Source organism: Leptolyngbya sp. PL-A3, assembly GCF_039962325.1.
GTDB lineage: Bacteria > Cyanobacteriota > Cyanobacteriia > Elainellales > Elainellaceae > Vacuolonema.
The window spans coordinates 34,831-53,958 of the sequence record NZ_JAMPLB010000012.1 but is presented as its reverse complement, the minus strand read 5'-3'; the positions used below and the strand labels follow the sequence as shown (position 1 = coordinate 53,958).

The 19,128-nt window shown below is 51.7% G+C and carries 17 protein-coding genes and 3 pseudogenes; 6 read left to right on the top strand and 14 right to left on the bottom strand.

Annotated elements, in window-relative coordinates:
• Nucleotides 1–90 precede the first annotated feature (90 nt).
• Nucleotides 91–399 carry a hypothetical protein gene (locus tag NDI52_RS11745; protein ID WP_199307928.1) on the top strand — a complete coding sequence of 103 codons (309 nt, stop codon included), beginning with the start codon at nucleotides 91–93 and terminating at the stop codon, nucleotides 397–399.
• Nucleotides 396–668, top strand: coding sequence for a membrane protein insertion efficiency factor YidD (gene yidD, locus NDI52_RS11740; protein ID WP_190771537.1), 273 nt, complete (start codon nucleotides 396–398; stop codon nucleotides 666–668). The genes NDI52_RS11745 and yidD overlap by 4 nt, the downstream gene beginning before the upstream one ends.
• A 178-nt stretch (nucleotides 669–846) precedes the next feature.
• Here yidD and NDI52_RS11735 read toward each other — a convergent pair.
• The 5 genes and pseudogenes from NDI52_RS11735 to NDI52_RS11715 all read right to left on the bottom strand — a co-directional run.
• Nucleotides 847–1,263: pseudogene (locus NDI52_RS11735) on the bottom strand (FHA domain-containing protein); the annotation flags it as partial.
• Between the two features lie 149 nt (nucleotides 1,264–1,412).
• The gene (locus NDI52_RS11730) at nucleotides 1,413–3,827 is read right to left on the bottom strand and encodes a heavy metal translocating P-type ATPase (protein WP_190771573.1); all 2,415 of its coding nucleotides are present in this window, start codon (nucleotides 3,825–3,827) and stop codon (nucleotides 1,413–1,415) included.
• A gap of 684 nt (nucleotides 3,828–4,511) precedes the next feature.
• The gene (locus NDI52_RS11725; RefSeq protein WP_190771535.1) at nucleotides 4,512–4,967 is read right to left on the bottom strand and encodes a transcriptional repressor; all 456 of its coding nucleotides are present in this window, start codon (nucleotides 4,965–4,967) and stop codon (nucleotides 4,512–4,514) included.
• A 104-nt stretch (nucleotides 4,968–5,071) separates the two neighbouring features.
• Complete coding sequence (locus NDI52_RS11720) at nucleotides 5,072–6,271, bottom strand: MFS transporter (RefSeq protein WP_242035876.1); 1,200 nt, start codon at nucleotides 6,269–6,271, stop codon at nucleotides 5,072–5,074.
• A gap of 62 nt (nucleotides 6,272–6,333) precedes the next feature.
• Nucleotides 6,334–7,275, bottom strand: coding sequence for a serine hydrolase (locus tag NDI52_RS11715; protein ID WP_190771534.1), 942 nt, complete (start codon nucleotides 7,273–7,275; stop codon nucleotides 6,334–6,336).
• 23 nt (nucleotides 7,276–7,298) lie between these two features.
• Here NDI52_RS11715 and NDI52_RS11710 point away from each other — a divergent pair, with 23 nt between their 5' ends.
• On the top strand, nucleotides 7,299–8,009 hold the full coding sequence (locus NDI52_RS11710; RefSeq protein WP_190771533.1) for a C40 family peptidase: 711 nt from the start codon (nucleotides 7,299–7,301) through the stop codon (nucleotides 8,007–8,009).
• Between the two features lie 114 nt (nucleotides 8,010–8,123).
• On the opposite strand, the gene NDI52_RS11705 is transcribed toward NDI52_RS11710, so the two are convergent.
• Nucleotides 8,124–8,846 carry an NAD(P)H-dependent oxidoreductase gene (locus tag NDI52_RS11705; RefSeq protein ID WP_190771532.1) on the bottom strand — a complete coding sequence of 241 codons (723 nt, stop codon included), beginning with the start codon at nucleotides 8,844–8,846 and terminating at the stop codon, nucleotides 8,124–8,126.
• Nucleotides 8,847–9,116: 270 nt separating this feature from the next.
• Here NDI52_RS11705 and NDI52_RS11700 point away from each other — a divergent pair, with 270 nt between their 5' ends.
• Nucleotides 9,117–9,683 carry a hypothetical protein gene (locus NDI52_RS11700; RefSeq protein WP_190771531.1) on the top strand — a complete coding sequence of 189 codons (567 nt, stop codon included), beginning with the start codon at nucleotides 9,117–9,119 and terminating at the stop codon, nucleotides 9,681–9,683.
• 157 nt (nucleotides 9,684–9,840) lie between these two features.
• Here the strand turns inward: NDI52_RS11700 and NDI52_RS11695 are convergent, their stop codons facing one another.
• A complete protein-coding gene (locus tag NDI52_RS11695; RefSeq protein ID WP_190771530.1) occupies nucleotides 9,841–10,812 on the bottom strand; it encodes a PrsW family intramembrane metalloprotease in 972 nt (323 codons plus the stop codon).
• Between the two features lie 320 nt (nucleotides 10,813–11,132).
• Between NDI52_RS11695 and NDI52_RS11690 the strand changes: the two genes are divergently transcribed.
• Nucleotides 11,133–11,300, top strand: a complete 168-nt coding sequence (locus NDI52_RS11690) for a hypothetical protein (RefSeq protein WP_190771529.1) — start codon at nucleotides 11,133–11,135, stop codon at nucleotides 11,298–11,300.
• Between the two features lie 239 nt (nucleotides 11,301–11,539).
• Here NDI52_RS11690 and NDI52_RS11685 read toward each other — a convergent pair.
• The 7 genes and pseudogenes from NDI52_RS11685 to NDI52_RS11655 form a co-directional block, all read right to left on the bottom strand.
• Nucleotides 11,540–11,728: pseudogene (locus NDI52_RS11685) on the bottom strand (hypothetical protein); the annotation flags it as partial.
• Between the two features lie 116 nt (nucleotides 11,729–11,844).
• Nucleotides 11,845–13,314 (bottom strand): glycolate oxidase subunit GlcD, encoded by a 1,470-nt coding sequence (gene glcD / locus NDI52_RS11680; protein WP_190771528.1) that lies wholly within the window; start codon nucleotides 13,312–13,314, stop codon nucleotides 11,845–11,847.
• 97 nt (nucleotides 13,315–13,411) lie between these two features.
• Nucleotides 13,412–14,155 (bottom strand): DevA family ABC transporter ATP-binding protein, encoded by a 744-nt coding sequence (locus NDI52_RS11675; RefSeq protein ID WP_190771527.1) that lies wholly within the window; start codon nucleotides 14,153–14,155, stop codon nucleotides 13,412–13,414.
• Nucleotides 14,156–14,175: 20 nt separating this feature from the next.
• Nucleotides 14,176–15,342 (bottom strand): ABC transporter permease DevC, encoded by a 1,167-nt coding sequence (devC, locus tag NDI52_RS11670; RefSeq protein ID WP_190771526.1) that lies wholly within the window; start codon nucleotides 15,340–15,342, stop codon nucleotides 14,176–14,178.
• Nucleotides 15,343–15,359: 17 nt separating this feature from the next.
• Nucleotides 15,360–15,545, bottom strand: a pseudogene (locus tag NDI52_RS11665) (response regulator transcription factor); the annotation flags it as partial.
• Between the two features lie 110 nt (nucleotides 15,546–15,655).
• Entirely contained in the window at nucleotides 15,656–16,828 is a 1,173-nt protein-coding gene (locus tag NDI52_RS11660) for an ABC exporter membrane fusion protein (protein ID WP_190771524.1), read from the bottom strand.
• A gap of 10 nt (nucleotides 16,829–16,838) precedes the next feature.
• Nucleotides 16,839–17,429: a TetR/AcrR family transcriptional regulator gene (locus tag NDI52_RS11655; protein WP_190771523.1), complete on the bottom strand. Its 591-nt coding sequence runs from the start codon at nucleotides 17,427–17,429 to the stop codon at nucleotides 16,839–16,841.
• Nucleotides 17,430–17,858: 429 nt separating this feature from the next.
• On the opposite strand from NDI52_RS11655, the gene NDI52_RS11650 reads away from it, so the two are divergent.
• Nucleotides 17,859–18,962 carry a metallophosphoesterase gene (locus tag NDI52_RS11650; protein WP_190771522.1) on the top strand — a complete coding sequence of 368 codons (1,104 nt, stop codon included), beginning with the start codon at nucleotides 17,859–17,861 and terminating at the stop codon, nucleotides 18,960–18,962.
• The last annotated feature ends 166 nt before the right edge of the window (nucleotides 18,963–19,128 follow it).

Below are 19,128 nucleotides of genomic sequence, written 5' to 3'. Positions count from 1 at the left end.
GGTGCGCCGCGCCGATTCCCTGGTGTAATTGGAGAGACAGGTTCTCCTGACACCTAGCACCCCCGTTTATCCATCGGAGTGGTGAGTGCCGTGCTATATCCAATCTTAAAATCTCTACAGCCGTTTTTAGTTCCCGTTTGTTTTATTACGGCCTGGAGCGTCGTGCTGCTCATGTGCTGGAATACGTGGGCTTTTCTCCGCGATAGTGTGGGCCAGGCGAGGCAAATGCATCGGGTTCCCTGTGCGAATTGCCGTTACTTCACCGGGGACTATCATTTAAAGTGTACGGTTCACCCGGGGCGTGCCTTGTCAGAAGAGGCGATTGGTTGCCTGGATTATGAAGCGGGGCAACCCTATGCCGGGGTGATGAGCGCGACCCATGTCGTCAGTAGTCGATGAAAACAGTTCTGATTGGCTTAATCCGTCTTTACCGAGCTTTGATCTCACCGCTGTTTCCACCGGTGTGTCGATTTCAGCCAACTTGCTCACAATACGCCATAGAGGCGATCGCCCGCTTTGGCCCTTTGAAAGGCAGCTGGTTAGCTGTACGGCGCATTGGCCGATGCCATCCCTTGCACCCGGGTGGTTATGATCCGGTGCCTCCTTTAACTCCGCTAAGTAATGATGTGAAATCCTGCCACTGCGATTCTCATAAGGTAGCGGATTGAACACATTCTTTTATAAGAAATAGGATGGGTGCTTAGCACCCATCCTATTTCTTATAAAAGGGATCTAGTTTCCTCCAGTCTCCATGAGGTCGTCCTCGACACGGTGGATGCGGGAGGTATTGCCGTTCCGAAGTTGAGTAATCTCATCCTCATCGTCATCATCATCCTCGTCCTCGATGTCTTCGGGGTCGCCAACCATATTGGGGCTGATGAGGGTGATGTCAAACTCGTCAGGGGGAACCGTGGAGATGGCATCCCGCTTGAGGAGATAGTAAACGGCGTAGACTTGAGGCCCAAAAACAATCTTGTCTTCATCTTGCAGGTCGTGGGCTTGAAGCTTACGACCATTGATTAGCAAACCGTTTGCACTGGGCCGCCCTTTCAGGTTGCCATCAACGATGCGGTAGTAGTAGCTACCATCTTCGTTAGGAAGTTGGACCAGGGTGGCATGACGGCGGGAGACAAATTGCGAAACCAGACGGATGTCGCACTTTGGATCCCGGCCAATGGAATACACAGAACTGTCGAGAGTGTATTCTCGTCGGCCTTTGTTATCTTCAACGATGAGGAGGTGGTTGTGACGCGGAGCTGTCATGCGGCAAAAAGTGACAGAACACTTGAGTAGAGGACGCAAAGCCCAGGTGGATTTTCTTCTGATCGTCTAGTTTAGTCGTTTCGCGGAAGATTACGCTATCCGTATCGACTGGATTCAGTGCTTTTCTGAAACCATCTATGGACAGAGATTCAGGTTCTTCCCTCTTGGAATATGCCCACTTCTGGGCGCATTCTGCGCAGTAGCAAAGAATTTGTTACGACACTAATCGAACTCAGAGCCATCAAGCCTCCTGCCATGGAAGGGCTGAGGAGAATGCCGGTGCTGGGCAACAAAACCCCGGCTGCGATGGGTACAGCTAAAACATTGTAAGCCAAAGCCCAAAACAGATTTTGGCGAATTTTTTGAAAGGTTGCTCGACTGAGGCGGATAGCCGCAATTAAGTCGCTCAGGCGATCGCGCATCAACACCATATCTGCCGTTTCAATAGCGGCATCAGTGCCTGAGTGCAAAGCAATACTAACATCAGCCTGGGCCAACGCTGGCGCATCATTGATACCATCTCCAACCATGCCAACGCGTTTCCCCTGAGCCTGCCATTGCTGAATGGCGGTGGCTTTTTGGGCGGGAGAAACACCTGCTTGAACGGCTTCTTTAGAGAGGTGCAAGGCCTGAGCAATGGCGAGGGCCGTCGTAGGGCGATCGCCTGTCAAAATCTTCACGCTCAGCCCCAACCGCTGCAACTCCTGGACAGTCGCGATGGCATCCGGGCGCAGGGTATCCATAACGGCCAGTAATCCCGCGAGTTGTTTGTCTTGGGCAACGTATACCACGGTTTTTCCAGCGGCAGCCAGAGCTTCAGCCTTTGCTTGAATGTCGGTGGGAATTTCGACGCCATTCTGCTGCATCCATAGCTCTGTTCCTAACCGTACGGTCTGTCCCTCAATGCGTGCCGCAACCCCATATCCTGCTTCCGTATGGAAATCGCTGGCCGCAAGCATCGATAACTCTCGGCGGTCGGCTTCCTGACGGATGGCGATCGCCAGAGGATGCTGGGTTCCCCCTTCTACGGTGGCGGCCCGCTGCAGCAACTCATCGGCAGAAAGATCATCGGTTAATGGCACACAATCTGTAACAGAAGGGTGGCCACTGGTGAGGGTCCCGGTTTTATCAAAGACGAGGGTCTGTAAATGATGGGCTTGTTCTAATACATCGCCGCCGCGAATGAGGAGCCCTCGCTCCGCTCCCAAGCCTGAGCCGACGAGAATCGCGGTAGGGGTTGCCAATCCTAGAGCACAAGGGCAGGCAATAACCAGGGTAGCGATCGCCAATTTCAAGCTCAGTAACAACGGTGAAAATTCGGTGGGATGGGCCATCATGTGACCTTCGTGGTGCCCCCACACTTGCAGCCCTGCCCCCAGCATGTGCAGTTGCTCATGCCAGAGGGAAGTGCCGATAAAGTACCAGAACAAGAAGGTCAGGGTGGATAAGGTCAGCACGCCGTAAGTAAAGTACCCGGCGATCCCATCTGCCAACCGTTGAATAGGAGCCTTGCGCGTCTGGGCAGTTTCGACCAGTTGAATGATTTGAGCCAGGGTTGTGTCCTGGCCCGTGCGGGTGGTTTTAAGGGCGATCGCGCCTGTCAGATTCAGGGTGCCCGCAGCAACGGCATCTCCTGCTTGCTTCAACACCGGGGTTGATTCCCCTGTCAGCATCGACTCATCGGTCGTGGTTTGCCCGTCTACCACCTCGCCATCAACAGGAATCTTTTCTCCGGGCAGAACCCGCAGCCATTCCCCAACCCGAACTCGTTCGGCAGGAATTTCGACACCGCTCTGATCGGCCTTGGGGGTACCAATCAATCGGGCCAGGGTAGGCTGAAGTTCGATTAAGGATTGTAGTGAGGCAGCGGCTTTAGTTCTAGCTCGTTGCTCCAGGGTTCGCCCTAGCAGAATCACCCCAACCAACATAACGGGTTCATCAAAGAAGCACTCCCAGCCTAGATTCGGAAACAGGAGGGCGACCATGCTAGTGACATAGGCAGTCAGGGTGCCCAGTCCAACCAGAGTATTCATGTTGGGCGTACCACGCAGTAGTCCTCGAGCGCCATCCAGCAGCAATCCCCGGCCAGGGAAAGCCAGGGCTACAGTGGCCAACCCAGCATGGAACCAAATGTTACTCAGTAAGGGCAGTACCAGCCCAAAGCTTTGGAGGTGGCCGATGATGGATAGGCTAAGGAGACCGAGGGCGATCGCCAACTGTTGATCGCGATCGCGCGCTTCTCTCCGGTGCCTCTCTAGCCGTTCCTGGCGGGCGGCCGTGTTGTCAGCTTCTTGCCCAGGGCGCCAACGTACCTGGGAAGGAAAGCCAGTTTCAGTCAGGCTGTGGGCAAGAGCATCAGGGTCTACCGTGTCTGTCTGGTACTCGACCAGCGCTGCTTCGGTAACAAGATTCACGGTGGCCGAGACGACTCCCGGCTGTTGGAGGAGCGATCGCTCAACGGCACGTACACAGCCAGCACACTTCATGCCGCTGACATCCAGGGTCATAGTAGCGGACTCTGGAGTGGGAGGTGGGGCGATCGCAAGCTCTGGAGTTTCAGGCATCCGTGGCATATATAAGGGCGTTGAGTAATGGGGCGATTGAAAAAGGGCTTGTAATGCAATCTACGGTAAATTCACACCGTTGGCTTGAACCCGCATAGGTAGAGGCTCAACCTGTGGACTATACCGGAAGATAAATCCCAGCTCTATTCTGCCATTTGAGCTTTATATCTTGCCAAAAGTCCCGTTTCTCTCTATTTTTCAATGAATTTCAGCAGGTCATTCAACTTAGGAGGTTTCTGCATAAGAATTTACCCAGAATGTTGGTGCTTTGCCCGCTTCGCGGGCAAAGCACCAACATTCTGGGGGTAATTTCATTACTGGAAATCTCCTTATTTGCTATGCTCCAGGTCGCTGTTAATTATCTTCTCAAACGTTGCCGTTGCTTTACCGAAGTTATCTGTTCCACGAGTTATCTGTTCCACGGAAAAAGACTTAGCTGGAGCTGTCAATTTCTGGATGCACCTGATTTGTGGAAAACCCTCCCGGTATGCTTGAGAATCCAGAGAAAAGGGGCGCTTTCCGCCCCTTTTCTCTGGATTCTCAAGCATATTTACGATTTCTTGAAACTAAGCACTTATGAGTAACAACGGAGTATTCGATGTCTTGACGGCAAACTTTATTAACTGACGATTTCGTCAGTTAATACAACGTGTTTTACACCAAGCGTTTTCTTGTTTGGATGCTTTAAACAGGAATCAGCGATCGCTGGCAGGTCGGGCATATCGCATGAATTACCAGTTGGCAATCTAACAGATGATACCCCTCCTTCTGAGCAGTTTTCATACCCGTTTTAAGAATGCTGTCATTCTTAAACTCGATGGTGCGGTTGCACTTAACGCAGATGAGGTGGTGATGGTGATGAGGCGAGGGTTGATTAATTTCGTAGTGCTTGTGGCCCTCAGCCAATTCCAGTTCCCGCAAAATGCCCATGCGGGCCATCAACTTGAGAGTTCGGTAGATGGTGGAGAGGCTGATGGGATGCCCCTCCTGCTTCAGCAGGTGGTATAAGTCTTCCGCACTCAGGTGGTTACCTTTAGGCAAATCTTGGAAAATTTGCAGGATGGTTTCACGCTGAGGTGTAAGCCTCCAACCGCGCTCATTTAATTCAGCCTTCAGGGCAGTAGCGGAGTAGGCGGTCATAATTCTTATCAATAAAGCTCAGCTATTGAGAATGATAACGAACTGCTTGTTGATTTGCAAGAGTGTTATCTTATTGAGAATCATTATCATTATGTTAGGACTTACTAATACATTAAGCTATTCACTCGCTTCTGACAGAGCGCGATGCAGCCTGCTGCAAAAAGGAAGGCGATCGCCCCGCCCACCAATCCCTGGCTCGTGTTCAGCTTCTGAAACAAACTGAAGAATAACGATACCCCCAGTGCCCCGCCTCCAAAAAATAGCCCGGTAGCCAGCCCCGCTCGAACAGGTGGAACAAGAGATAAAGCAAAGGGCAGGGTGCCATTAGATACCAGACTAAAGGCGACACCTAGAATGGCAGTGAGTGCGGCAACCCCTGCTGAGCTGAGGTTGATCAGGCAAAGGCTAAGGGCGATCGCCAACGCTCCCAGGCCTATCAACATGGCGCGGCTATTGCCTAATCGTACAGCCAGAGTGCCTGTAGGTAGAGCACTGAGGGCGATCGCCACGAATAACACGAGCAGTATCCAGGAAGGTGCCCCAGAGCCAGCGCTTTCTGCCAATCTTAAAGGCACCATGGTGAGCATCAGCCGAAAGCCGATAGCAATGCCCATACCTGCACCAAAGATCAATCCCAGACGGCTCCAATCTAACGGTTCATGGGTTTCGGCTACAGTGTCGGAGTTGGGAGCGGGGGGAGCTACAGAGCGAAGTAGGGTTGCGGCTCCGAGGAGTACCAGGCTACCAATGGTAAAAGTGAGAGGGGCTCCCAGTTTTAATAGAGCCTGGTTGGCGACAGGGCCAATCGCTCCAGTAACAGCCCCTACCAAAGTCAGAATGCTGGCTGCCAGTGGCATCTGGCTGTTGATGGCGTAGCGTCCTAGCAACGATAATGCGGGGCTACGGAAGATGGTCATGGACAACGCCCAGGCGATGAGCGCGATGATTAGAATCGATCGCATGACAGTGCCAACCTGTGCGCCAAACAGGGCGATCGCCGGAATCGCCATGAATAGAACTGACGCCACAATCACCCCAGTCGCGATGAACGGAAATCGGGTGCCGAGCCAGCGTTGAGTGCGATCGGAAAAACTGCCCATTAAGGGCTCAACCCCTGCGGATAATATGTTTTCGGCAATGATTAGCGCTGTCGCTGCCGCCACGGGAAACCCAAATTGTTCTAAAAATTTGGGTAAGTAGAGGTTATAAGTCACCCACATTAAAGTGATGGCCCCCTGCATAGCGGCCAAGGCCCAGACTGGAGACCAGAGAATGGCAGGGGCAGAAGAGTGCGTCTGGGTCATGGCGGCCTGAAGCGAAACAGACCACCAGTATACTGAGCTGTTTTGGGGCAGTCTTGATTCCTTTACACTTGTTGTGTTTGAATTGCAGCCGCCACTTGTTGCGAAATAAAGGGAAGTAACGTGTCGTTAGCACTATGCTCGCGACCTTCCGTGAAGACCACCAGCAGGTAGGGGTGCCCTTCAGGAAGTTCGATATAAGCGGCATCGTGGCGAACGCGGCTCATCCATCCGGCTTTTGACCAGAGGCGAGCATTCGGGGGTAAGCCACCGCCCAGAAAACCGACCACCTGATTTTCAGGATCGGCAGCTAGAGCGGCTGGGTCCAGGCTGCGGTGAAGGTGTTGCATCATGGCCTGCGATCGCCCCGACGATACCGCGACTCCACCCACGACAGCATGTAACAATCGGGCGGTTGCCTCAGTGGTTAACCAATTGCGATTCTCCATTTCTGGCCCATAAAAGGCTCGCTCTCGCCCATAGGGGCCTTCGCTCCAGGTTTTCTGGTTTACATTAATGGTTTCAAATTCGGGCCAACCGAGGGATTGGTAGTAGCGATTGACGATATTGCGTTGGGTCTGCCAGGTTTCGAAGGGGCCGGGGCTGAGCTCGGGGCCGCTGGTAGTGCCAGTGAGGGTATCGAGAACCAGGCTGGTGGCGTCGTTGCTGGAGTCTACAATCATGTCGCGTACGGCTCGATCCAGCTCAGCAGAAGGGGAAATCATATTATTTTCTAGCCACTCGTGAACGGCGACCAGATAGAACAATTTGACGACGCTAGCCGGATAAATACGCTCCACTCCCCGGTAGCTATAGCCACGCACCGGGTACTTCCAGAACTCTTCAGGAGTGAGGGCTCCGCCAGTATTAACGGGGTAGGGTGGGTCATACACCAGCCAGGTGAGGGCAATCTGATTGCGGGCAAGTTTGGGAAACTGAGCCCAGGTTGTTTCGAGAATGCGATCGCCTACCTGTGTCAATGTGTCATCACGATGAAAAAATGGCATAACGTCTCCCAAACAATTCCCCTATGCTTTCCCTCGCCCAGGTTCAAGCCCAACTCAGTAGCTCAACCCCTGCACAATACCGCTGTCTCGAAAATCTCAATCTTTACGATGGGCCGACTTTAGAGCGGCTGGCAACCCAGGCGGTAGCAGGTCGCCAATTGCGGATCGTAGCGCAACCGGAGGACGGAAATCCTGTTTTGACGGTAGAACTGTGCGAAGACGATTATCCCGGTTGGATCGCGGTAGAGGATCTGGATTTGCTAGAGGCAGCGGAGGCGTCCTATCAGGCGATCGCCCTCCCCTTTGAAGAAATTCAGCGACGATTGCCCCAGGTGATTGCCTTCACCCAGGTGGCCATGACCCAACCCAACCATTATCTGTGGGGTGGCACCGTTGGCCCAAATTATGACTGTTCAGGTTTAATGCAAACAGCCTTTGCCTCAGTGGGCATCTGGTTACCGCGCGATGCCTATCAGCAAGAGGCATTCTTGCAGGCGATCGCCTTTGAAGATCTGCAACCCGGCGATCTGGTCTTCTTCGGTCGCCCGGATCGCTGTACCCACGTCGGGCTCTACCTTGGCGATGGCCGCTATATTCATAGCTCGGGCAAGGATCAGGGGCGCAATGGCATTGGTGTAGATGTGCTATCGGAGTCAGGGGATACCGTTAGTCAAGCCTATTTCCGCCAATACCGTGGAGCCGGGCGTGTTGTCGCCTGTTATGGATGCGCTTGATCTGATGACTTCAGTTGTTGAAGGTGCATGATCTGTAGCGCTATGCGCTGCAAGTCATGCACCTTTTATGCTCGGTCCTTCTTGCGGGGGTAGCGTTACGGACGTTGAGATGAATTAGTCGGTGCGATCGCGACGTTTTCGATACTGCCAGGTCTCGGGGTCGTAATCCGTCAGGGAGGCGTAAGCAATGGGTGGAGTTGTGTCGAGGTTCAGGAGGCGTTGCTGGTATTCCTTCAGGTAATTACTACGGTCTGTATCATCGGCGCGGCTTACCCCGTAAGCGATGAAGGGGGGCAGTACGTCGAACCCAACGAAGTGAAGAATGCCGTGGTTAATGGGGTAAAGAACTTGATGAATATCCCCGTGCAAGCCGGTAGGGCTATAAATGCTCGGCCCACCTCCCGTCGTGACAGAAACCATAGCCCGTTTGCCCTGAAAGTGGCCGTTATCATACCATCGACCTCCTCCGTACACGGCTCCCATAGCAAACACCCGATCCACCCAGCCCTTCAGAATGGCAGGCATGGAGAACCACCAGAGAGGAAATTGAAAGATGAGCACATCGCACCACTCCAACTTCTCTAACTCAGCTGTAATGTCGGCTGCGAAGGTGCCTGTTTCGTGGGCGTACTGCTCTTCGACCTGTTGCTTCAAATAGTCGGGATTTTTCACAGAGGTGAAGTTTCGCCGATCGGATACCGGATCAAATTTCATCGCATACAGGTCGGATACTTGAACTGTATGGCCCGCCTCCGTTAAAACATCCTGAGCAATGCGCGTAAGGGCTGAGTTGAAGCTGCGCGGTTCGTGATGAGCATGGACGATAAACACCTTCATAGATAGCACTCTCGGGTGATTCGGAAACAATGACCTTGATGATACCTTTTAGTCAAAGCATTCGTTTCTTGAACGTAGGCTTCTATAGGCACGTTGATACCTGAAATCCCAGGTTTAATCAGGGAAAGAATGTGTCGAATTCAGGGGCGATCGCCCTCCCCCAAATGATTTCGAATTTGATTTCCTGCGGGAACTCCTTCACCTCCGATTCGTCCTTTTAACTATCATTACACTGGGCCAATCCCTCATCTGTGTCCCTGGAGAAATGTTATGAAATCTCATCGCTTGTTTGGTCTGTGCGTACTTTGTCTTTCATTGGCGGCGCCTGTCGCAGCAGCGGAGGTTTCGCCTAAAGCTCCCACCATCACTTCAGATGGCCCCGCTGCTGTCAGCTCTGACCTCAGCAAGGACGAGTGGGATGATTGGGACGAAGGCTTTGATGACGATTGGGTTGATCGGCGTGACCAGAATAGCAATCGCGATCGTGACCGTGACCGTGACCGCGATCGTTACGACGATGATGACTTCTACAATGGAGTCGATGATCGCCAAGACCGCGATCGCGATGATGTTTATGACGATTACGGCAATGATTTAGATGATCGCTATCGGCGTGATAATGATGATCGATACGATCGCGATCGGGATCGCTACGATGATGACGATCGGGATTCACGAATTCGTGTCTGCCGAAATGGTATTTGTCGTTATGAAGATCGAGACGATTATTACAACAATAATCGGTCGGACGATCGCAACTATGAGTATCGCCTGGGAGACGATAACGACAGCGATAGTGCTTTACCCCTCATTCTCCAAATTCTGCAACAGCTCTAACCGGTCTGCATAATCTGTAAACCCGAATAAACATAGTGCGCAGTACAAAGTACTGCGCACTATGTTTATTCGGGTTTATGAGTGAGAGGAGGGCGATCGCCCTCCTCTCACTCATACGACACGGAAGACTTGCGTCAGTCCTGTTTCATCAGATTAGCTACGAGGAGAATTGTGTTGTTAAAGCTTTGATCTGTTCTCGCAGTTTCGTGATTTCTTCGCTATTTCCTTTTTCGTCGCCCATCTTTTTCAACTGTAATTTTTTTTGCGCTAATTCAGCGGCTAGCTGAAAAAGTTGACGACGTTGTTTTCTCTTGATGCCCAATTTTGCAAGGTGCTTTGAACGGTGCTTGCATAAGCCCTCGTAGCAGATATCTGAGAACGTTCCAGGTACTTCATCTTGCAGGTAAACCGTAAGGCGACGGCGATCGTTATAACCTGCGATAAACCAGAGAATGAGCATGAAGAAAGCCAGCATTCCATAGTTCAATAGCGTGATTAAAAATATAGAGCCATCCGCCTCCACGAACGTTAAAGAGCCATTGTGTACCAGATGGCCAAACATGGCCGCGAGTAATCCACTTGTGATTACAAAGATCTTGTAGAAGGGGTTTCGAGAATAGCGGGCTAAGCCAAAGCCAATCCCTGTTAAGGCTGTCCAAAAACCATGTAATCCTCCAAATACAACAGTTCTGAGAATCAGGAGAGTAAACCACTCTTCCCAGCTTTCTGTGGAGCTTAGATACAAAATATTTTCAATGTAGGCAAAGCCAAATCCTGCCATACCGCCGTAGACAATCCCATCAACCCACCCGTCAAACTCTTTGCGAAACAGAAAGTAGATAATGGCAACGGCCATTCCTTTCAAGATTTCTTCTGTGACGGGGGCAGCGATCGCCCCAGAAATCAACTCGCTTTCTAAGGAATCGGCTCCTAGCAGGGCCTCGACAGGTAGCCCCAGAATAACTTGCAGAATAATCGCGACAATCACAGCAGGGACAGCTCCCCAGAAAAACGCCCCCAGAAGATAGGGCATTGGTTCTTTTTCGAAGCGATCAATACTGCGAATTAGCCGGGTGTAGAAATATGCAGGGATGGCTAGAACAATGGTAGAGGTGATGAATACGTCCATCGGGGAAGTTAAACAAGAGCTTGTTCTTATAGGTATCCCTAAAAGTACGCTCTTAGAAAGGATGGTGAGCAGATCGTTGTACTTTTTAATACGACCTGATGGGGATACTACCAGGGTCTGTTTCAAAGGCCATTTTTGGATGCGAAGTCCCCTTTCTGTTGTTGCTTCACGGCAACAGAAAGGGGACTTCAGGCGTTTCATGTCTCTGATGGCTTATGGCACTTTGACGAAGGAATATACGTCTACTGAGTGTAGCGGCCCCGATGACCGCCACTCTTTGCATGAGTGCTTGTATACCGTTCAAGGAGATGCTTTAGACGATGACCCTGGAATACTTCTCTCAACGTGCCTTAAATTTGCTGTGTATGGGTGTGCTACACCGGGAACGCCTGCTGAAGGTTTATCGCACTCTCAAAGCTTACGAAGCAGGTGCCGTAAGTGCCAGGGAAATGGAAGCAACCCTCGACTGCTATGAACCCATGGGCTGAACGCTAGAAACCGGTGACCAGGCCCAGGATGTATTTTAATCGTTGGAAAGGTTAGTTTTTCGTGCGCTTAGCGCACGAAAAAACTCAACCGCAACGTGCATACAGCGCTTTGCGCTTGAATCAGCCACGGTTGTTTTTGTGGGAGCCGCGCTCCGCGTGGCTCCCACAAAAACAACCGGATTTTAAGCGTTTGAAAAGCGCTGTATAGACTTGAGAAGTTTCGTGATTCGGGTTAATCTTCAGGGTGTCAAGAAGCCTAAATGTGGCCCTGATTTAGCATGCAAGCTTTCCCGAGATCCTTGTAATCTCAACTGGCCCTGCTCCAACAGCACAATCCAATCTGCTCGGCTGATGACCCTCGGACGATGACTAATCAAAATCGTCGTCTTACCCTGCCGATGAGCCAGCAACAATTTCGGTGACTCGCTGGATCGCCGTTTTTGCCCGTTCGGTTGAGCATCAACTAGTGAGATACGAGAGATGGATGTGGGACGTTGTTCCACATCCATCTCTCGTATCTCATCAGAGCGGCAAGGGTTATACGTTAGAACCGCTCTAGGCTAGGAAATGATTTTTGGGCTTCGGCGCGGCCTGCTTCACCACAGGTGCGAGGAGTGGGGAAAATTTTGTCTGGGTTTGCAATGCGTTTGGGGTCAAACACATCGCGTACCCACAACATGGTTTCCATATCCGTTTCGCTAAATAGCTCAGGCATATAGCAGCGTTTGTCTGCACCAATGCCGTGCTCGCCAGAGATGGTACCGCCCATTTTGACGCAAAGCTTGAGGATTTCACCGCCTAACTCTTCTACCTTTTCCAACTCACCGGGAATGGCGTTGTTGTAGAGAATTAACGGGTGCAAGTTACCGTCACCTGCGTGGAATACGTTGGCAACCCGATAACCGTGTTTCTGGCTCAGATTTTCAATCTCCTGCAACATCTCCGGCAGCTTGGTACGGGGTACTACGCCATCTTGCACGTAGTAGTCGGGGCTAATTTTACCAACGGCTGCAAAGGCAGCTTTACGGCCTTTCCAGAGATTAAGCCGCTCGGCGGGGTCCGTGGCAGTTTGAATGCTGCGGGCCCCGTTCCTGCAGCAGATTTCTTCCACTTTTTGTGTATTTGCTTCAACTTCGACCTCCAGGCCATCCAATTCCACCAGCAAGATAGCGGTAGCATCTCGGGGGTAGCAGTTAGTGGCAACCACATCTTCCACAGCATTGATGCTGAAGTTGTCCATGATCTCCATGCCACCGGGAATGATACCTGCGCTGATGATGTCGGAGACAGTTTGCCCTGCGGCTTCAACGCTAGTAAAGTCGGCCAGAAGCACTTTGATTACATCGGGAACTTTGACAATTCGCAGGGTGATTTCGGTAGCAATGCCAAGGGTTCCTTCGGAGCCGACGAAAACCCCTGTCAGGTCATATCCAGGCATTTCAGGGACTCTGCCGCCAACTTCTACAATAGAGCCGTCAGGGGTGACCAGTTTTAGCCCCAAAATGTGGTTCGTCGTGACGCCATATTTCAAACAATGAACCCCACCGGAGTTCTCGGCAACGTTGCCCCCTACGGAACAGATGATTTGGCTGGAAGGATCGGGGGCATAGAAGAACCCGGCTCCGCTGACAGCCTGGGTTACCCAGTTATTAATCACACCAGGTTGTACGACGACCCGTTGATTTTCCAGATCCACCTCCAAAATCTGGCTCATCATAGAGGTGACGATGAGTACCGAGTTTTTTAGAGGCAATGCACCGCCAGAGAGCCCTGTTCCAGAACCGCGAGCGACGAAGGGGATATTATGGCGATCGCACACCTTCACCGCCCACGCTACTTCCTCTGTCGTGCGAGGCAAGACCACAATAGCCGGACGCTGCTTATAACTGGTGAGCCCGTCGCACTCGTAGACCAGTAATTCTTCCTTGCGGCGAATGACGTTTTGGGGAGCAATGACTGCCTCCAATTCTTGAATAATGGGTTGCCAACTCCGCCCAGTCTGTACGGCTACCATGCTTAGGCCCTGCAACAAAATCTGTCTATCGCTTTAAAGTATAGGGATATTCCTTCGAAGATTGCGAGTTTCCAAAAGCCGAGGTGGCGTGGGTTCGTCAGTGCACAAGCGCTGCCGGGTCCGGATGATCGGCCAGGCGACCATCCTCCATGTAGATGATGCGATCGGCAATATCTAGAATGCGGTTGTCATGGGTGACGAGCAGGATGGTGCATTGCTGCTCTTTTGCCAGCTTTTGCATGAGGCTGACCACTTCGCGGCCTGATTTCTTGTCGAGGGCGGCAGTGGGTTCGTCAGCCAGGATGATGCGGGGCTGACTGACCAGGGCACGGGCGATCGCCACCCGTTGCTTCTGTCCCCCCGATAGGCTTTCCGCATAGTAATCAATCCGTTGTTCTAAGCCAACGGCTTTGAGAATATCTGTGGCGATCGCATCGATATCCTGATCGAGATATTTCTCGTGTAATTCCAATGACATCCGCACATTCTGCTTTGCGGTCAAAAAGGTCATTAAATTGTGTGCCTGGAAGATGTAACCGATTTGTTTGCGCAATTGCAAAAGCTGTTGCTTTGTAGCTCCACAAATTTCCTGACCCAGAATCGTCAGACTGCCTTCCTGAGCCGATCGCAACCCTCCCATCAGGGTCAGCAATGTCGTTTTACCCGAACCGGATGGCCCAGTCATGATGATAATTTCCCCAGCATGAATGTCGAGGTTGATGTCGAATAGAGCTTGCTTGCGGAGATCGCCTTGCCCAAAGTAGTGATTGAGATTGCGGGCAGAAATGACGGGGGCGATCGCGTTTTCGAGGGGGTGGGACTGGGTGGTGAGGGTTTGCATAAATGGATGCGTTGGATGCGTTAAAAAATATCTGCCGGATCTGCACTGCGAAGTTTGCGCATGGCGACGGCTCCAGAGGCGACGCACATGATGACGGTGAGGAGGAGGACGGCGATCGCCCGATCTGCTTTCATTCCAATGGGTAGGAGGGTTGCCGCGTAGACAACTTGATAGAGGCCAGTGGCGAGGAGAAGGCTGGGGACAAAGCCGACCAGAGCGAGGATGAGGGATTCTTGCATCAACACCATGAGGAGATAGCGATCGCTATAGCCCATTGCCTTCAACGTGGCAAATTCAGGTAGGTGATCGGAAACGTCAGAGTAAAGGATCTGGTAGACGATGACGATGCCGACAATGAAGCCGATGATCGTACCCAGGCCGAAGATGAAGCCGATGCCAGTGCCGTTGGCCCAGTAGCCTTGCTCAATGTCGGCAAAACCTTCGGGGGTGAGGACCATCACATCCTCGGGGAGGATGGCATCAATTTGTTGGCGTACGGTTTCCACATCGGCTCCGGGGACGAGGCGGATGAGACCGACTTCAATTTGGTCGGGAGTGCGTTCGGGAAAGAGGTTGAGAAAGGTGGAGTCGCTAACGACGACGTTACCATCGGCAGCAAAGGATGAGCCCATGGTGAACACGCCACTGACCTGCACCTGTTTGTTGCTGAGTTGGGCATCGAAAGGCCCGTTTTCGGTGAAAGTTTGGGCGATCGCCCCATACTCCGGTCGCCCCGCTCGATCAAACAACACTTGATTGAGGGGTTTAATTTGATCCAGGTTTTGATTAATTTCTGTGGATTGAAACACCGGGCTGCCTGGATCAAAGCCCCATACCAGAATGGTGCGGCTCTGCAACGTTTCCGGATTGCGCCACTGTGCCGAAGCAATGTAGAGCGGGCTAACGGATTCAACCCCCTCTACACCTGCGGCCTGGTACAACCGCTCCCGAGGGGTGCTGCGAACGGCAAACAGGGTTTGAAACTGAGGATTAGCAATGACCAGATCGGCATCCAGTTCCCGGTAAGGCTTGGTCGCTGCATCAAATAGGGCACCCTGGAAGCCCATTTGAACGAACATGAGGATGTCTGCAAAGGCGATTCCGGCGATCGCCACCGCCAGCCGTGCTTTTTGCTTCGTTAGCAGAAGCCACGCCAGGGGCGTTTTTTTGGTAAGGGTTTGCAACATGGGTTAAAGCTCCTGGGTTAGACCAAGCCATGTCTTAAGGCGACTACAGCGGCCTGTAGGCGATGCTCTACCCCAAGTTTGTTGAGGATGTTGCGAACGTGGGTCTTGATGGTGTTGGGGCTGACATACAAGCGACGAGCAATCTCTGTGTTCGTTGCTCCTTCCATAATCAACTTCAAAACTTCTTGCTCACGGCTTGAGAGGGGAATTAGGGGGGATTGGGCTGCAGCACGGGTGGGTTGCATAGGTTTTGGGAGAGGGCTTCAGATAGGTTCTATATCGAACATTCGTTATCATTTAGGGCGCACAAAAATTAGGGTTGGATGGCGACCTGTACTTGCAGATTGGTGAGTTGGGATACGTGACGACTGGCTTCGGGGGTGAGGGTGATGCGCACTTCTACGACACGGCGATCGAGATTTTCTCCGGGTTGGTTGCTGAAGGTGTTCTGGCGGCTGACCTGTAAACCTACCTGGGAAACGGTGCCCTGCAACTCTCCATCAAACCCCTGGCCTGTGATGGTAGCCATCTGTCCGGTTTGAATGTTACCAATGTCGGATTGATAAACTTCGGCAACAACTGTCATCTGGTCGGTTTGGCCTAAATCGGCAATGCCGTTCTCGCTCAGTTTCTCTCCAGGCCGGGTGTGAATTTTGAGAATTTGGCCCACAAAGGGGGCACGAATATAGGCTTGTTCTAAGTCAGTTTGCGCCTGGGAGAGGGCAGCGATCGCTCCATCCACTTCCGTTTGAACCACCTGCACATCGACCGGACGCACTTCCGCAATTCGATCCAGTGTGGCAGTGGCTTCTTGGAGTTGGGCCTGTAGCGTTTCGAGGGTGCGGTTCTGGTTTTGCTGAGCTTCCTGTAATTGAGCCTGGGCAGTAGTGGCAGTCAGTCGACGGCTGTCTAATGCTGACTGGGAAACGGCCCCTTCCTGATACAACTGCTGGTATCGGTTATATTCCACCTGGGCGTTTTGATATTCCGCCTCCAACCGAGCCAGGGTCGCAGCCTGTATCCCTCGTGCTCCATCCAGTTCAGCCTGAAGGCGAACAATGGCGGCTTGCTGCGCCTGTACTTCCCCTGACTTGGCTCCGGCCTGTACTTGAGCCAGACGCGCCTGAGCCGATCGTACCCGCTCTTGAGCCTGACGGACGGCATCCTGAAGGCGATCGCGTGACCCCAACACAGCAATAATCTGACCAGCTTCGACACGATCGCCTTCCTTCACCCGCAGTTCTAGAAGGCGATCGCCATCCAGGATCATAGGTGCTGCAAGTTGAACCACTTCGGTCGCCGGCTCTAAACGCCCTAATGCTGTAATTGTGCGGTTTTCGGGTGTAGTTTCAACGGGTTGAGCTACGCTTTCTTTGGCATCGTTGACAGACGTGATGCCGTACAGAGTTAAACCTCCGGTAATGGCTGCTGCCGTCAACAACAGGCCAATTAAATGATTTTTAGGAGGCCGCATTGTATGTTGCATTGGTTTCCTCCTAACGTGTTTGACCCTGTTCGGGATGTTGATCGAAATAAAGTTTCAGCATATTCATCAGTAGTTGTATTTGCTGTTCCAAGGAAAATTCTTCTGGATCAAACATGCGATGCAGTAACATGCCGTCGATAAAACATCCCAGGAGTTTCAGGAGATTCTTATCTTTAATAGCAACCAGATCGCTGATCTCCTGTTCGTACTCTTTCCAAACCTGGCAGAACAGAGAGAGGCGATCGCCTCCACTTCGTTTTTGCTGTTGGTAAAACTCAAACCAAATCAGGTTTTGCTTAATGAAATAGTCTTCGTGTTTAGCGATGAAGTAAAAAATGGCTTCAATACGCTCAAGGGTTGTTTCCTTTGCTTGAATTTCGACGATTGCATTCTGGATGTCTTGCAGGGCCATTTCCCGCACCATCTGCTCAAACAACACCTCCTTACTGGGGAAGTAGTGATAGAGCGTGCCAGTGGAAACCTTCAATCCCTGAGCAATTTGCCGCATGGTGATGGCGGCATAACCTTTCTCGGCAAACAGGTCAAAGCATTGGCTCAACAACTCCTTGCGATACTGGTCATGGTCAATGATTTTGGGCATGGGACGAAAGCAAGCAACGATCTCAGGGAACCATAAGCCGCTTGAAGGAGCAAGTTGCGACAGGCCAACTGAGAAACCATACGACGACTCAAAGGGTAGAGCGTACAGGGAATAAATCTCAATCCAGCAGATCTTCCCAGGCCGGACTGTTTTATATCGAACGTTTGTTATATATTAAGCGGGGTAACGCTTGCTTGTAAAGTCTATGAGCAAAGTTTTTTAGCCTCTGAGATTCTGATCTTCAGTTCGAAGTACCCAATTTTTGCATGCGCGTTCCCATGCAAAAATTGGGTACTTCGACTTATCCGGGATTCAAGTTACTTATGGGGCCTCAGAAGCCACAGTTCTCCCGGTACTACTCGCATTAGCGATAAATTGGTTTCAATGGGCTTCTTCTGCCCATTGCAAACATTCCCCAGCCCGATTGCTATGCCCCTAAATTTTCGGTTTGCGATTATCAGCGATCCCCACATCGCTCTCCCGGAGACGATTTGGAATAATGCCCACCGATTTCATTTAGTGGAAGTGAGTATTCCTGCCTTTGAATCGATTCTTGAAGAATTAGCGTCGTTGGAGCTGGATTTTCTGCTGCTGCCGGGAGATCTGACCCAGCATGGGGAATTTCAAAATCATCGCTGGTTGGTGGAGCGACTGTCGCAACTTCCCTATCCTGCTTATGTGGTGCCAGGAAATCACGATGTAATTACGGCCCAGGGGAGCGATCGCCAGGTCACTATGGCTCAATTTATTGAGCTCTACCGTAAATTTGGCTATGGAGATTCCGAGCACCCCTACTATTGTCAGGAGATTGTGCCCGGTGTTTGGTTAATTGGGCTCAATTCCATTGCCTTTGACGACGAGGGCAACCAACTACACAGTGGATTTTTGGATACTGAGCAATTGGATTGGCTCTCGGAAACGCTGACGCAGTTGGGAGACGTGCCCATTCTCCTGATGTTGCACCACAATGTGTTGGAGCATTTACCGGGGCAGTCGCGCCACGGAATGGGACAACGGTATATGCTCTCCAATGCGAAGGAGTTATTGAACCGATTACATCCGGCCGATGTGCCACTCATTTTTACAGGGCATTTACATGTGCAGGATATTGCCCAGGCTCCCGGAATGTATGAGATTACGACGGGATCGCTGGTGAGTTATCCCCATCCCTATCGAGTTTTGCAATTTCATCAGGACAAACAGGAGCGATACGTGCAGGTGGAGTCGGGTCGGGTGCGATCGCTCCCCGGTTGGGAAAATCTACCCCACCAGTCACGGGAATGGATGGGCGATCGCTCCCATCACTTCATGACTCGTTTTCTCACAGAACCACCCTTGAGTTTGTCTCCCGCCGAAGCTGAGGAGTGGGTTGGAGAATTGCGCTATTTCTGGGCTGACATTTCGGAGGGAGATGCCCAGTTTGATTTCGACCATCTACCAGAAACAATTCGCAAGCATCTACGGCGTTTCTCGGCAGTGGATGCAGAGGGCAATACTCTACTCATCGATAATCATGCCCGCCTGGAATGGTAAGGATCACAAATAAAACTAATACCTTCACCATTCTTTTTATGGGAGTGGCGGCTAAGCCACCACTCCCATAAAAAGAATGGCAGGTTATTCAATGCGCGATTCTCAGTGCGTTTTTCCTATTTACCCTGAGTTCGGGTTAAGGGCGTTTTCGAGTGCCGCGCGTTGC